Annotated in this window: 9 protein-coding genes; 4 read left to right on the top strand and 5 right to left on the bottom strand. The window is 35.6% G+C overall.

Translation table 11 applies throughout. The features are described from left to right. Nucleotides 1-52 precede the first annotated feature (52 nt). The 3 genes from HNP25_RS10850 to HNP25_RS10840 all read right to left on the bottom strand — a co-directional run bounded on the left by HNP25_RS10850 (nt 53) and on the right by HNP25_RS10840 (nt 5,991). A complete protein-coding gene (locus tag HNP25_RS10850) occupies nt 53-3,211 on the bottom strand; it encodes an efflux RND transporter permease subunit (RefSeq protein WP_184134081.1) in 3,159 nt (1,052 codons plus the stop codon). Between the two features lie 149 nt (nt 3,212-3,360). Further along, nucleotides 3,361-4,503 (bottom strand): efflux RND transporter periplasmic adaptor subunit, encoded by a 1,143-nt coding sequence (locus HNP25_RS10845; protein ID WP_310587165.1) that lies wholly within the window; start codon nt 4,501-4,503, stop codon nt 3,361-3,363. A 120-nt stretch (nt 4,504-4,623) separates the two neighbouring features. Further along, complete coding sequence (locus tag HNP25_RS10840; RefSeq protein WP_184134080.1) at nt 4,624-5,991, bottom strand: TolC family protein; 1,368 nt, start codon at nt 5,989-5,991, stop codon at nt 4,624-4,626. 842 nt (nt 5,992-6,833) lie between these two features. Here HNP25_RS10840 and HNP25_RS10835 point away from each other — a divergent pair. Continuing rightward, on the top strand, nt 6,834-8,339 hold the full coding sequence (locus HNP25_RS10835) for a malate:quinone oxidoreductase (RefSeq protein ID WP_184134078.1): 1,506 nt from the start codon (nt 6,834-6,836) through the stop codon (nt 8,337-8,339). A 126-nt stretch (nt 8,340-8,465) separates the two neighbouring features. Here HNP25_RS10835 and HNP25_RS10830 read toward each other — a convergent pair whose 3' ends face one another. Further along, nucleotides 8,466-9,710 carry an MFS transporter gene (locus tag HNP25_RS10830; RefSeq protein WP_184134077.1) on the bottom strand — a complete coding sequence of 415 codons (1,245 nt, stop codon included), beginning with the start codon at nt 9,708-9,710 and terminating at the stop codon, nt 8,466-8,468. Between the two features lie 604 nt (nt 9,711-10,314). Between HNP25_RS10830 and HNP25_RS10825 the strand changes: the two genes are divergently transcribed. Next, nucleotides 10,315-14,202, top strand: a complete 3,888-nt coding sequence (locus HNP25_RS10825; RefSeq protein ID WP_184134075.1) for a T9SS type A sorting domain-containing protein — start codon at nt 10,315-10,317, stop codon at nt 14,200-14,202. Here the strand turns inward: HNP25_RS10825 and HNP25_RS10820 are convergent. After that, on the bottom strand, nt 14,199-14,450 hold the full coding sequence (locus HNP25_RS10820; RefSeq protein WP_184134074.1) for a hypothetical protein: 252 nt from the start codon (nt 14,448-14,450) through the stop codon (nt 14,199-14,201). The two genes, HNP25_RS10825 and HNP25_RS10820, sit on opposite strands and share 4 nt — an antisense overlap. Before the next feature lie 306 nt (nt 14,451-14,756). Between HNP25_RS10820 and HNP25_RS10815 the strand changes: the two genes are divergently transcribed. Together HNP25_RS10815 and HNP25_RS10810 are read left to right on the top strand one after the other, a co-directional pair. Further along, on the top strand, nt 14,757-15,758 hold the full coding sequence (locus tag HNP25_RS10815; protein ID WP_184134072.1) for a pectinesterase family protein: 1,002 nt from the start codon (nt 14,757-14,759) through the stop codon (nt 15,756-15,758). A gap of 182 nt (nt 15,759-15,940) precedes the next feature. Continuing rightward, nucleotides 15,941-16,237, top strand: coding sequence for a hypothetical protein (locus HNP25_RS10810; RefSeq protein WP_184134070.1), 297 nt, complete (start codon nt 15,941-15,943; stop codon nt 16,235-16,237). The last annotated feature ends 90 nt before the right edge of the window (nt 16,238-16,327 follow it).

The following is a 16,327-nucleotide window of genomic DNA, read 5'->3' as shown; positions in this document are numbered from 1 at the left end:
CTTCACCGTGAAACGATTTCACGATGAAGCTTTTTGCAATTCAACTATTATTTTACTCGATTGCTAAATCAGTTTCAATTTCCTTCTTTTTCTTTCCCCCTGCAATTTTTTCAATCAATACAAAAAGTACTGGTACGACGAAAATCGCTAGAGAGGTTGCGGCTAACATCCCACCGAATACTGTCCAACCAATGGTTTTACGAGATTCAGCCGCTGCACCACTGGCAAATGCCAAAGGCAAAACACCCAGAATGAAAGCGAGGGAAGTCATAATGATTGGTCGTAAACGTAATTGTACGGCTTCTAAAGTAGCAGGAATTAATTCCATTCCTTTATCAACCCGTTCTTTGGCAAATTCTACAATCAAAATAGCGTTTTTCGCCGCCAAACCAATCAAAGTAATCAAACCGATTTGGGCATAAATGTTATTAGAGAGATTCGGTAAGAAAGTAAGCGTTAAGATTGAACCAAAAGCCCCAATCGGAACGGCAAACAATACTGAGAATGGAATCGACCAGCTTTCATACAAAGCAGCTAAGAACAAGAATACGAACACGATAGAAATTCCAAAAATCAATGTTGTGCTATCGCCTGCTTTTAATTCTTCACTACTCATCCCGGAAAATTCATACGAATAACCCGTTGGCAAGGTGGTAGCGGCTACTTCTTTCAAAGCCGTAATGGCTTGTCCACTACTAAAACCAGGTTTTGGCGAACCATTGATTTCAATAGAACGATAAACGTTATAATGCGAAATCAAAGCAGCATTCTCAACCACTTTTGCTTTTACCAAAGCTTTTAATGGCACCATGTTTCCAACGTTATTTCTTACATAAAACTTTTCGATTTTCTCTAAAGAAGAACGGTAACTACTATCTGCCTGCACCATTACCCTAAAGTTTCTACCATATAAAGTAAAATCGTTGATGTACGAACTACCCAATAAAGTAGAAAGTGTACCAAAAACATCCGATACTTGTACCCCTTGTTTTTTGGCTTGATCACGATCTACATCAATCTGATAACTTGGCGTGCGTGAACTAAAGAATGTAAATGCCATGCCAATTTCTGGACGCTGATTGACAGCCGCCAAAAATTTACGAGCTACTTTTTCAAATTGCTGTACATTATCAGGACTGGTTGTCTGTAAAAGTTCAAACGTAAAACCTGCGGTTTGCCCTAGTCCAGGAATTGCTGGCGGTGCAATTGCAAGGACTCTGGCTTCTTTAATATCAGCCGTACTCTTTTTAATTTTTTCAATGACCGCTTGTACTTGATGTTCTTTCCCTTCTCTATCCGACCAAGGTTTTAAGTTTACAAAGAAAGTACCAACGTTTGTTTTGTTAGAAAAACTTACGATGTTCAAACCAGCGATACCACCTACTACTCTTACTTCTGGCAATACTTCCAAACGTTTCATAATGGTTTGAAACAACGCTACGTTTCGGCTTGTAGATGTCGCCTCTGGCATTTCGTAAGTTACATATAAACGTCCTTCATCTTCTGTTGGAATAAAACCTGTTGGTTTTGTTTTGAACAAATATCCTAAACCAACAAATAAACAAACCATCATCACCAAAACCATTGGCGTTGCTTTAATCCATTTCGCAACCCCTCTTGTATAAGAAAGTGAAAGGCTATCAAACTTAGTATTGAACCAAGCGAAGAATTTTTCTAAAATATTCTTTTTAGCATTTTTATCTTTCGATGGTTTCAGCATAATTGTACATAATGCTGGCGTTAAAGAAAGTGCTACAAAAGCAGAAAGAATTACAGAAACTGCAATGGTAATAGCAAATTGTTGATATAATCTACCAACGATTCCCGGCACAAAACTTACTGGAACAAACACTGCCGCAAGAATTAACGCAATAGCGATTACTGGCCCAGAAATATCTTTCATGGCTTTCTTAGTTGCTTGTTTTGGCGTCATTCCGTATTCATCCATATTGTGCTGTACGGCTTCAACCACTACAATGGCATCATCCACCACAATACCAATGGCTAATACAAAGGCAAAAAGGGTAAGTGTATTAATCGTAAAACCAAAAGGAATAAAGAAAATAAACGTTCCGATTAATGACACAGGAATTGCCAAAATTGGAATTAACGTAGCTCTCCAGTTTTGAAGGAATAAGAATACTACCAGAATTACCAAAATCAGGGCTTCAACCAAGGTATGAATTACCTCTTCAATAGAAACTTTTACAACCGAAGCTGATTCTAAAGGCACTACGTAGTCAATATCTTTCGGGAAAGTCTTTTTCATTTCCGTCAAAGCGGCAACCACTCCTTCATAGGTTTTTAGTGTATTTCCTCCTGGTGCAAGGTAAATAATTACAAAAGCCGCAGGTTTTCCCGAAACAAAAGCATTTACGCCATAATCAAATCTTCCTAGTTCTACTCTGGCTACGTCTTTCAAATACACAATACTTCCTGTAGCTGGCACAGTACGAACGATAATATTTTCAAATTGGTCTTTCGTATTTAAACGACTGTTTGTCAATACACTATATTCAAAAGCTTGCGTTGAAGGTTGTGGATTTCCACCAATTGTACCTGCTGCAATCTGTAGGTTTTGTTCTGCCAAAGCCGCTGTAATATCGCTTGGCGTCATACGCATGGCAGCCAATTTTTCTGGATTCAACCAGATTCTCATCCCAAAATCATCCGCTCTTGATACAATATCTCCTACTCCTTTTACTCTTTGCAAGGCATCTTTTACATAGATATTGGCAAAGTTTCCGATGAATTTTGCATCATGTGTACCTTTTGGCGAGTACAAAGCCAATGCCATCATGATACTTGGATTACGCTTACGAACCGTTAAACCAAGGCGTTTTACGGCATCTGGCAAAGTAGGTTGTGCCACACTTACACGGTTCTGCACATCCAATGCGGCAATGTTTACGTCTGTTCCAATATCGAAAGTAACGTTAATACTACTTTGTCCGCTACTGGTACTGTTACTCGACATATAAGTCATGCCCGGTGTACCGTTGATTTGTGTTTCAATCGGCGTGGTGGTGGTTTGCTCCACCGTCTGGGCATCTGCTCCTGTAAAGTTACCTGATACAGTAACGGTTGGAGGCGTAATATCTGGATATTGTGAGATAGGCAATGTAGTCAAGGCAATGATTCCTACGATGACAAGCACCAATGAGGTAACAATTGCGGTGATTGGCCTTTTTATAAAAACATCTGCTATCATTTCTATATTTTTTAATTTTTTTGAGTCCTTGAGTTCATAAGTTCATGAGTTTAAAGTTTATGAGTTTATAAGATATTTTTATGATTTTGAACTCATAAACATTGTACTCATAAACCTTAAACTCGTCCACTCATAAACTCTCAATAAGCTTATTTTTTCGCTGGTGTAGCCGAAGGAACTTCAGTGGTATAAACAGCACCTTCACGTAAATTTTGAATTCCTTCAACGATAATTTTATCCCCTTCTTTCAAACCATCTTTTACGATGATTTTTGTTCCTAGGCTTGTCCCTAATTGTACTCTTTTTTGAGTCGCTTTACTGCTATCGCCCGGTACATACACAAAGAATTCTCCCAATTGTTCAGAAATTGCTTTGTAAGGAATCACAACGGCTTTGCTAGAAGTACTCAAAACTCTAACGGTTCCAGTCATGCCCGAACGAAGTAAATTTTTAGGATTAGGGAAAGCCAGTCTAGTTTTTATCGTTCCAGTTTGTGGGTCAACGGCTCTATCCATCAACAAGATTTTTCCTGTGTGTGGATAAATATCTCCCCCAAATGCAAGTGTAAAAGTAGAATCATTGTTGGCTTTCCCTTTTTGGATTAAGTTGCTGAAGTAGTAAATATCTTTTTGGTCAACGTTAAAATCAACCGCTAATTGATTATCCGTAGAAACCGTATTCAAAATCGTTTGTCCTGCCGTTACAGCCGCTCCTTTTTTCACTAAAGAAATACCAATCGTTCCATCAAAAGGTGCATATACTTTGGTATAACGCACATTAGTTTGTACTCCTTTGATATTTGCTTTTGAAGCTTCAACTTGTTTTTTTGCTACTTCCAAAGCTGCATCGGCATTATCGACCAATTGTTTGGCAACGGCATCATTTTTCGCTAATTCTTGAAAACGATTCGCATCTTTTTGTGCTTTTGCTAAATTGGCTTCTTGCACGTTTAAATTCGCCACGGCTTGGTCGTAATTTGCTTCATACAACTGTGTATCAATTGAATACAACAATTGTCCTTTGCGTACTCTTGAACCATCGCTGAAATGTACACCCGTAATGAAACCGCTTACTTGTGGTCTTAATTCTACCACATCCAAAGCTGTTACCGTAGCAGGATATTCATCATGATACGAAGCATCTGTTACTTCTACGGCTTCAATCGTTACAGGAACTGGCGGAGCCGTTGGCATTTGTGCTGCCTTTTTATCACCGCATGAGCTTAATAAAAATAAAGCTGCAATGATTGAAAATTGTGTTGATTTATCGAAAAACATATTGATTCTGTTCATTTATTTGTCTGTTATTCGTTGCTATTTTTACCAGAAGATTTATTTAGTGAATTGTGAATGAGTGAATCATTTTAAAGAAAATTTCATTCACAATTCACTAACTCACAACTCATCTATTAATTAATAAACTAATTGTCCTAATGATTTTTGTACATCTACTTTGCTCGATAACACCAAGTAAAGTGAATTATAATAATTGATTCTTGCCGTGCGAAGGTCGGTTTCAGAAGTAATTACTTCTAAATACGTTTTAATACCCGAACGATATTGCAATTGAATTAAATCATAGACTTCTTTTGCCAACTCCATGTTTTCTTTTTGTGAAAGAAACACTGCCAAATTACTCTTATAAGTAGCTAACGCTTGCTGGTATTCTGTGTTGACGCTCAATTTCAGATTCTTAACGTCTAAATCTACACGCTTGAGTTGCCATTCGGCAGAATTGATATTTGCCTTGCGTTTTCCTCCTTGAAAAATCGGTAAAGAAAGCGTTATGTTAGCGAAAGAGTTCGGATAATTTCTTGAATATAAATCTGTAAACGAGTTATTCAAAAAGTTGAGATTATACGCTCCGTTGAAAGCAACCGTAGGTAAGTAACTCCACTTATTATACTTCAATTCTGCTTCACGAAGGTTTTTTAACGTAGCCAACTGTTTGTATTCGATGCGTGAAGTAAAATCTGATTGTTGTAAAGTATCAATCACGATGTCTCTGTCTAACTGTAAAGTATCATATACAATCACCAATTCTTCATTTTCAGGATATGCCATCAACGATTTTAAGTTTTGTAATCTTGCTTTCAACAATTCTTCATTGCTTTTCTTCAAAGCCAAAGTATTGTTCAACGTAATGCTTACTCTTTTGTAGTCGATTTTATCAGTCGTTCCTGCATTGTATTGATTTTTAGCATCTTTCAAACTTCTTTGCAAACGAATAATGTCGCCTTCGGTTACTTTAATCTGCTGTTTGGTTGCCAACACTGCATAAAAAGCTTTTGAAACATTCGCCGCTAAATTGATTTTAGTATTCGCTGTTGTTTGGCTGGCTTGTAAACGCACGTCGTTTTGACTTCTATTTGCTAAAAGTGCATCACGATTAAAGATGTTTTGGGAAAGTGAAAACTGTGCTGCAGAAGTATTATCAACGCCCAATTTTACTGGATTACCACCGATGATATTTGTCTGAACCAAAAAGTTATGCTGTAGATTGTAATTGAAATTAATTTGAGGATACCAATCAGCTAATTTTCCCTTGATGGTGTTTTCAACGATGCGTTGGTCGATGAGTGATTGCTGAATCTGTGGATGATTTTTAATGGCATATTGTACTACATTCTCAAGCGTGGCATCATCTAATTTGGGCGTTGCCACAAGTTTTTCCGACGAATTTTCTTGAACAGCCGTTTGAGAATATAGATTCGAGGGAATTTTTAAAACCAATAAAGTTGTCAGCAACATCATTGATAGTATTTTTCTAGTCTGACGCATGAATTTGATAAGTAAAATAATTTATTTTGAATAAATATAAATGGAATTTTTACTTTATTTGGATAATAAGGTGACTTTATAACCTACAAAAAATGATATTCGTTCACGAATATTTAAAAATAGTCAATTTTGTTGTCTATTTTTAAATAAAATAGGATTTTAGTAATTCTTCATTAACATCCTCTTCTGTAAATAAATAGTATTTTTATACAAACTATACAGTATTCTCTTCTATACAGCGTTTTACTGTTTTATCGGTTTGCATATCTAGCGAAAAGTAAAATGATTAGCTTATGAATGCTAAAATCATGTTTTTCATATCGAACCCATCTATACTTTACAAGTATGTAATATTAATAATGAAGGTAAAAGGCTTCTAATACCTTATAAATAGTGCCTCAGATTTCATCAAAATAGATATTATTATAATTTGAAAACAAAGTTCCTTCATTTTTTAGTAGTAAATGTTATACTCATTCCTGTTATTCCTACCATTATTACTGATACGAATCAGTATTTGATAAAAGCTGTTTTCTCCTTAATTGCTGATTCACAAAGCCCTAAACAAATACAGTGCTTCTCCCTTTCATTTTTCTTCAAAGTAATTTTTTTATAAAATCTGTAAAGACACTGTAAAGTTTTTCCACAATTTATAGATTAATTCCAATGACTAATTGGACTTAACTTATAAGATTATACCTAGCTGTTTGTTTAGGATTATTGAGGTAATAACTTTGTTTGATGAACTAAATATTGGATAAATCCTATTATGAATCTCCAATTTTCAAACTGATAAAATCCATTTTTTCTTCTTGTAGAATTGTCCTAAAATTAATTGATTTATGACTAGTAAAAATAATAATTCAGACGAAGCTCTTGATGTAGTATTGATTGGAGCAGGAATTATGAGTGCCACTTTAGGTGCATTACTCAAAGAACTGCAACCAGATTTAAGTATAGAAATTTTTGAACGCTTAGACATTGCCGCAGCCGAAAGTTCGGATGCTTGGAATAATGCGGGAACTGGCCACTCGGCTTTTTGCGAATTAAACTATACGCCTCAATTACCTGATGGTTCTGTTGAAATTTCAAAAGCAATTGCTATTGCAGAATCGTTTGAAGTATCAAAACAGTTTTGGTCTTATCTAGTACAGAAAAGAAATGATGTGTCGCCAGAGGCTTTTATCAAAAGTACTCCGCACATGAGCTTTGTTTGGGGCGAAAAAAATGTAGATTATTTACATAAACGATTTACCCGTTTGCAAGAATCCCATTTATTTAATGGAATGGTTTATTCTGAAGACACTCAATTACTTTCAGAATGGATGCCTTTGGTCATGGAAGGAAGAAATCCTGAAGAAAAAGTAGCTGCGACTAGAATGGATTTGGGAACAGACGTAAATTTTGGTGCTTTAACCAGAATTATGTTTGAAGACTTACAAAACGACCAAAATGTTTCCATTCATTTCAATCATGAAGTAAGAAAACTGAAGAAAAAAGACGGTTTCTGGAAAATAAAAGTAAAAGATTTGACAACTGGCGAGAAAAGAGTTGTTAGAGCGAAGTTCGTCTTTATCGGTGCTGGTGGTGGTTCTTTACCATTATTAGAAAAAGCTGCGATTCCAGAAGGAAAAGGTTTTGGCGGTTTCCCTGTAAGTGGACAATGGTTGAAATGTGTGAATCCAGAAATTATTGAGCGTCACAACGCTAAAGTATATGGAAAAGCTGCTGTTGGTTCTCCGCCAATGTCGGTTCCCCACTTGGATACTCGTATGATTGATGGTAAAAAAGCATTACTTTTTGGTCCTTACGCTGGTTTCTCTACTCGTTTCTTGAAAAATGGTTCTTTGTTAGATTTACCTTTGTCTATCAAACCAAATAATGTTTTTCCAATGATTTCGGCTGGTTTAGCCAATATTCCGTTGACAAAATATTTAATCGACCAAGTTCGTCAATCGCCTGAAGATCGTTTGGTGGCTCTTAGAGACTATTTACCAAATGCTAAAATGGAAGATTGGGAATTAGAAACGGCTGGTCAGCGTGTACAAGTAATTAAGAAAGACCCAAAACATGGCGGAGTTCTTGAATTTGGAACAGAAGTAGTGAGTGCAGCCGACGGTTCAATCGCTGCTTTATTAGGAGCTTCTCCGGGTGCATCAACTGCTGTTTCAATCATGCTTACTTTGTTGGAACGTTGCTATCCAGAACAATTAAAATCTGATGAATGGCAAGAAAAACTAAAGCAAATGATTCCTTCATTCGGTGAATCTTTGAGTGAAAATGCTGAATTAAGCGAAAACATAAGAATTCAAACAGCGGAAGTCCTTCAGTTAGAAGTAGCAGTATAATCCTCATATTTTTAGATATAAAAAGTCAATTTAGGGAAACCTTGATGGACTTTTATGGTTAGGGACAAAATAAAAATTCCCAAATGGACAATTTGACCATTTGGGAATTTTTATTAAAATCTATTTTTATTCTTCTTCTAAATAATCCAAATCCTTCCCATGTGTCTCTTGAATGGTTAAAATAGAATAGAAAGCTATTATAAAACAGATAGCTCCGACAATGGCTGCCGAATGAAATACGCCAATATCTCCTTTTAAACTTGAATACAATAATGTCATTCCAATGACAGTTCCTCTTACCATATTCGGAACAGTTGTAGCAGCCGTTGCTCTGAGGTTTGTTCCGAATTGTTCTGCTCCAATCGTTACAAACATTGCCCAGTATCCTGCTGAAAAACCCATAAACACACAAAGTGTATATAAACCTGATGCCGTAGAAATTCCTCCATAAAGAAAAACAACACTACAAATCAATGAGAGTACTAATAGAATAGTAACAGCTTTTTTACGAGATTTCAACAATTGACTAATAATACCGCTTGATAAATCTCCAAAGGCAATACCTACATAGCAAAACATAATGGCTCTTCCAGGCTCAATGTTTTCTGGAATGCCTAATTTCTTTCCAAATTCATTGGCGAAAGTGGCTAAAATCCCAATAACAAACCAAGTAGGCATTCCGATACCAATACATTTCAAATAACGTTTACATCTATCCAAATTTGTAAATAAGGAAAAGAAGTTACCTTTAGTAACGTGTTTCTGCTTTTTAATATTTTCAAAAATTCCCGATTCAAAAACACTGATTCGCATCAACAGTAATATTATACCCAAACCGCCACCGATAAAGTAAGCATTTCGCCAACCTCCAAACTGTGTTACGGTAAAATATGCCGCCACCGCACCAAATAAGCCAATCCCTGCCACTAATGATGTGCCTAAGGCTCTCAATTCTTTTGGTAATACTTCCGAAACTAAAGTGATGCCAGCACCTAATTCACCCGCCAAGCCTACACCAGCGACGAATCGTAAAATAGCATAAGTTGTTGGGTCTTGGATAAAACCACAAGCAATATTGGCAATAGAATAAGTAATAATAGAGCCAAAAAGTACAGATAATCTTCCTTTTTTATCTCCTAAAACGCCCCATAAAATCCCTCCAATTAATAAACCGCCCATTTGCCAGTTGAGAATATCTTTTCCGACAGACGAGATTTCCTCATCATTCAACCCTAAATCTCGCAAACTTGAAACCCGAACAATTCCAAATAAAAGAAGGTCATAAATATCAACAAAATAACCTAGAGAGGCAACAATCACAGGAATACTCAGAAGATGCTGTAAGGGAGTTTTTGAAAGCGTATTAGTCATATTCAATTTGTTAAAAAGGGTTTGTTACAAAAATCGTAAGGAAATACAATCAATCCAATTCTATTGTAACAAAATCTCAGACTTAAATACATAAGGTTTATGATTCTACCCTTTTACTCGTAATAATCTGACTTTTCTCATACAGCTAAAATACAGTATTTGACATCAATCAGGTTTTAAGGAAACAACCCTCATCTGTTTATTGCGTCCCTCATTCCTAATATTGTAAAAAAAACATATAAGTATTTGTTCTCATTTTTTTAAATATTACGACCAAACCTTATAATATTTCGTATATTTTGTAGAAACATCTTTTTTATTTTTTAGAAAAGACATTTTGAAGAATAAAAGTCATAAATACACGCTAAATAATTTTTAGCGTGATTTTTTAAAAAAATTTCAAGAAAATCAGTGACGAAAAACAAATCCTAAAAATAAATTTTAATTGTTTTTTAATATTTTAAAAAAAATATCAAACATATTTTTTTAACTTAGGATAATAAATTCATCGTTTAAACCAAAAGTGTTTGAAAATTTACAAATAATACAAGAATTTTCCTGTTATTTTATTTTTTATTCACTCCATTTTTAACCGCCAATAACAATGGAAAAACGCTTACTTTTTATCTTGTTATACCTAGCTCCGCTTCTAGGTTTTAGCCAAAATGTTGAAAGAATCAAAATTGCCTCTATCACCGCTAGTGAAAATACAGGGCAAGATTATAGTCCATGGCTAAATGATGATTTAAACGACCAAGTGGAAAGTGCTTGGTCTGGTAATTTCAAATGGGTAGATGTAACTCTTTCTTTGGAAAGATCATGCAAGGTTACTAAAATTTCTTTGTACGATGCTCAAGGAACTTTTGAAAATACTCCCGTATCAATTTATGCTACAGATGGTACAAATAAGGTTTTATTGGGTCTTTTTAAAGGGCTAAGTTATAACTCATTTTTTGATATCACAGTTAATACTCCAGTTGATGCAAAGGCTATTATTGTTCGTAAATATGCCAATGATATTCCTCAAAAGGTACAAATTTATGGTATTCCGACGAGCCCAATAATCATCCCTGAAACACCAGCAGTAGTAATCCAACCAACGCCAGCACCTGTTGTTGTTACTCCAGAAGCTCAACGCATTAAAATAACAGCTGTAAAACCTAGCGAAAACACAGGTCAAGATTTTACGCCTTGGTTGAATGATGATTTGAACGATTACGTTCAAAATGCTTGGGGAAGCAGTAATAATAAATGGGTTGATGTAAAATTAACTTTAGAGAAACGCAGTAAAATCACAAAATTATCTTTGTATGATACTGAAGGTACTTTCACAGATCATCCTGTATCTCTTTATGCACTAGATGGAACGAATAAAATATTACTCGGTACTTTTGAAGGACTTACCTACAAAACATTTGTAAACATTGTGGTGACAAGCCCATTTGATGCTGATGCGATTATTGTACGTAAATACGGAAACGATATTCCACAAAAAGTATATGTTTATGGATTAGAGGCTACAACTCCTGCTGTAACAATACTTGAAGAACCAGTGGTAACACCAGAACCAGAGCCAACAACACCGACGCTGGCTGAACCAACAACACCAGCACCGACAGAACCAACAACGCCAACAGAACCAACAGCTCCAGCACCAACTGAACCAACAACACCGGCTACGACACAACCAACAGCTCCAATAGACCCAACGCCTGTTGCTGAACGCATCAAAATCATTACTATCAAACCTAGTTCAAACACAGGGCAAGATTTTACGCCTTGGTTGAATGATGATTTGAACGATTACGTTCAAAATGCTTGGGGAAGCAGTAATAATAAATGGGTTGATGTAAAATTGACTTTAGAGAAACGTAGTAAAATCACAAAATTATCTTTGTATGATACTGAAGGCACTTTCACAGAGCATCCTGTATCTCTATATGCACAAGATGGAACGAATAAAGTATTACTCGGTACTTTTGAAGGACTTACCTACAAAACATTTGTAGATATTGTAGTCGCAAGCCCATTTGATGCTGATGCGATTATTGTACGTAAATACGGAAATGATATTCCACAAAAAGTATATGTTTATGGATTAGCGGCTACAACTCCTGCTGTAATAATACCAGAAGAACCAGTGGTAATACCAGAACCAGAGCCTGTGGTCGTTACACCAACACCTACCCCAATCCCTGTTGTAAAAGGTACAAAAATCACAATCGACCCGAAACGTTGGTATGAACTTAATACCATTGGACGAGGCTTGAAAGAATTAGTGGATGGCGATTTAACAACTACTGTTGAACAAAGTTGGGTAAAAGTAATGACGAATTACGATGCTTACTATCCACTTCTTGATGATGAAGAAATTACATTAGAAAGTATTCGTTTTTATGATGGACAAGGTATATTTACTAATGACCCAATGACCCTTTCTATCATTACAGATAAATGGGAAAGAATTCCTGTTGCTAAATTCACAGGTGAAGCTTATAACGCATGGGTTGGGCCAGATCCTGCCAATCCTAACTCCTTCGTGTTAGCAACTCCTCCAACTGGAAAAATTAAATACTTGGTTATCAATACTCATGGTCAATATCCAACTGAAATGGAATTGTATGGTACACATAAACAAAGTACTAAACCTGTAACAGTAGCACACAATACCGTTAAAATGAGAGATGGTTTTGGTGCAAACGGTTTTGAATGGGATTTTTATAACCCATTTGATGCTGATGAAATTGACGAAACAAAATTCAATGCTGTTAAATCTTTTACTGGTTTCCGCCATTATATCGACTGGGATAAACTGGAAGCTCGTGAAGGAAGCTATACTTTCAACCCTACATTTAATGGTGGTTGGGATTACGATAAAGTATATGACCGTTGTAAAAAACAAGGTATTGAAGTTTTAGCATGTATCCAAACAGCTCCAGATTGGCTTGTAAATACCTATCCTGAAGAACAAAGAGATAGAAATGTTACTCCTGTTAAATACGGAAAATCTGTCACTGACCCTGCTTCTTATATTCAACAAGCTCGTGTTGCTTTTCAATTTGCAGCCCGTTATGGAAATAATACGAATGTTGATAGAAGTCTTTTGAGTGTTTATGATAAACCTAGATGGACTTTCGACCGTGTAAATACTGTTAAAGTTGGTTTGGGAGTAGTAAAATACATGGAATGTGGTAACGAACGTGATAAATGGTGGAAAGGACGTAGTGCTTACCAAACTGCCCGTGAACATGCCGCAAACTTATCTGCTTTCTATGATGGTCACAAAAATACAATGGGACCTGGTGTAGGTGTAAAAAATGCAGACCCAACAATGAACGTTGTAATGGCAGGCTTGGCATCAGCATCAACAGATTATGTAAGAGGTATGATTGACTGGTGTAAAGAATTCAGAGGCTATAAAGCTGATGGAAAGGTTGATTTATGTTGGGATGTAATCAACTATCACCTTTACTCTGATGATGCTAATTCTAGCCAAAGCGGAACATCTAGTCGTGGTGTTGCACCAGAAGTATCTAGTGCAGGTCAAACAGCTAAAGACTTTGTTCAAATGGCACATGATTATGCCTACGATATGCCTGTTTGGATTTCAGAATTAGGTTATGACATCAATCAAGGAAGTTCATTGAAAGCGATTCCAATCGGAAATAAATCTGAATATGTTACGCAAGCAGACTGGACTTTAAGATCATCATTGTTGTACAATCGTTTAGGCGTTGCTAAAACTTTCTTTTATGAAATCTATGACGATAACTTTGCAAACCCGCTACATTTTAGTTCATCTGGTTTAATCAATCAAGATAAAACACGCAGACCAGCAGCAGATTACTTATATCAAACTAATAAATTGATGGGTGAGTATGTATATAAAGAAACGATTTCGCAAGACCCAATGGTTGATAGATATGAATTAAACGGAAAATCTGCTTACGTGTTATTTATTCCAGATGAAAAAGGTCGTACAGGAAGCTATACGTTCAATCTTGGTAATGTTTCAAAAGCAAATTTATATACTCCAAAAATAGGGGCAGATTCTATGAGTGTTTCTGCACTTACTGGTAGCTCAGGACAATTTACTATAAACGTTACTGAAACGCCGATTTTCTTTATACCAACTGCTACAGAAACAGCAACAACTAAAACAGGAAACATTATTCCTACAAAAGAAATGTTTAGCCTTGCTAGTACAGAGAAATCAATTGACGAAATGCCAGCTTTAGCATCATTAAATACATATCCTAATCCAACAACAGATTATGTATTATTAACCCTTGAAAACGAAAGCACAGAAAATTTAGCCGTAAAAGTAAGCGACTTAACACTAGGCAGAGTAATGATACAAGATGTTTATGAAAAAACAGGCGTAAGATTCTCTCAAAAAATAAGCTTTAGCGACTTACCTGCTGGAAATTATGCCATCGAAGTGATTCAAGGAAAAGAGCAAATGGTGAAAAAAATTATCAAAACAAATTAGAACAAACTTAGCTGTCCGATAATTTTTTTAGTGGCAGCTAAGTAAGGTTTTCTTTTTCCAGTATTAATCAATTTAACGTCTGTTCTAAAAACCGTACCTAATTGCATTTGGCTACGTTGTTTTCTGGAGCAGCTCACCCACAAAACTGGAACCTTTTGTCCTTCTTTTGGGCGTACTCTTATTCTTTTACTTTTAGCATCGTAAATTGTTGATAAAAATATATCCTTAAAATAAATTGAATCAGCCATAACCATTTAATATTTAAGCAATTACAATTTAGTAAAATTCATCCAGATTCAACGAAAGAAGACTTCTATTTATTTAGAGGTCTTTTTTCGTTTTAAAGCAGATACTTCTACCTATCAACTTCATTTAATGACTAATATTTACAAAAAACAATTAAAATCATAATTTATATTGAAAAGTTTATATAAATTTACATGATTCAAAATTACTTAACCAAAAACAATTACTAAACATTAAATGAGGACGCATTTTGACTTGATTTAGCAATTCGAGCCGAAATTATTCCTGATATTGAATAGATAAATATCATGTCAAAATTAAAATTCCTTTTCCTTTACTTCTGCTGTATGCTAAGTATGGATTTATTGGCTTCACCAGCCAAACAAATAACGGTGGCGAAAGATGGTAGTGGAGATTTCAAAAGTATTCAAGAAGCTTTTGATGCTGTTCCTCTTAATAACAATACTCCTGTACTAATTTTTGTTAAAAGTGGTACTTATAAGGAAAAAATCGTCCTAGATTCTACCAAAAATATGGTGACGCTCGTCGGAGAAAATGCCTCTGGTACCATTTTAACTTTCGATGATTTTTCTGGAAAATTAGGTCAAAATGGTATAAAAATAAGTACTACGACTTCCGCATCCACCAGAATCGTTGCAGATGATTTTACTGCCGTAAACATTACTTTTGCAAATGGTGCTGGCCCTGTAGGACAAGCAGTAGCGATGTTAGTTGACGGCGATAAGGCTCGTTTTATCAATTGTCGTTTTTTAGGATTTCAAGATACTTTATACCCAAAGCGTGCTGGTACTCGACAGTATTATAAAAACTGTTATATTGAAGGTACGGTAGATTTTATTTTTGGCTGGGCAATTGCGTATTTTGACCATTGCCAATTAAATGGTAAATTAGATGCAGGCTTCTTTACGGCTGCCTCAACGCCAGAGAATCAATCTCATGGTTTTGTATTTAATCGTTGTACTTTAACAGGAAGTGCCCCAGCAGCTACTTATTATTTAGGAAGGCCGTGGCGAGATTATGCTAAAACGGTATTTTTATGTTGTGAAATGTCGAACATCATTAAGCCAGAAGGATGGCATAATTGGCATAAAGTAAATGCGGAAAAAACTGCTTTTTATGCAGAGTATCACTCAAGAGAAGTAGGTGGTATTTCGCAAGCAAGAGTACAATGGTCAAAACAATTAGCAAAATCAGACGTCAAAAAATATACTGTTCAAAATGTACTTGGCGGAAATGACCAGTGGAGAGCGACAAAAGGACTTTCAAAACTGGTTAAAACAAAAGTTTAAGAACCCTCTTTGCTTTCAATTTGTAATTCAGCCTTGCGTCATTCTGATGCAGGGCTTTTTCTTGTTACTTTACTCCTAGTCTCTTCTTAGTAAAATATTTCTTTCTAACAAAAAACACCGTAATTTTGCATTCTGATATGCAAAAAAAATCTTTCATAATACGGTTATTTAGCACATTCTTAATGTGCCAAATATTGGTGTTTTCTGTTTATGGAAGAACATTGTCGGTGAAACAAGCTCAACATTTTGGCAAGCATAAATGTAAAATCGAAAGCCCAAGCGAACAACAAACCCTCGGTTCTAATATTAGAGTATTTGTGGATTTAAACGCTACAAGCGAGCAACCAGACGCACTATCAGTCCTTTCTTACATTCAAAATACCAATCCATTAGCATTCCAGTTTGAAACACCATCTCATTTTAAACGCTATTTTTATCAGATTTTATTTGAGCATTTTATTGCAAAAAATGCCCCTTGAGTTTCTTCTCATAAAAACAATTTCACAAAAGCTTTACAGAGTTTTTGATGATTTTACGTTACTCTATCACTAGTTTTATCAATTTATTTC

The organism is Arcicella rosea (assembly GCF_014204325.1).
In the GTDB taxonomy this organism is placed as follows: domain Bacteria; phylum Bacteroidota; class Bacteroidia; order Cytophagales; family Spirosomataceae; genus Arcicella; species Arcicella rosea_A.
This window is presented reverse-complemented; position numbering and strand designations above follow the sequence as displayed.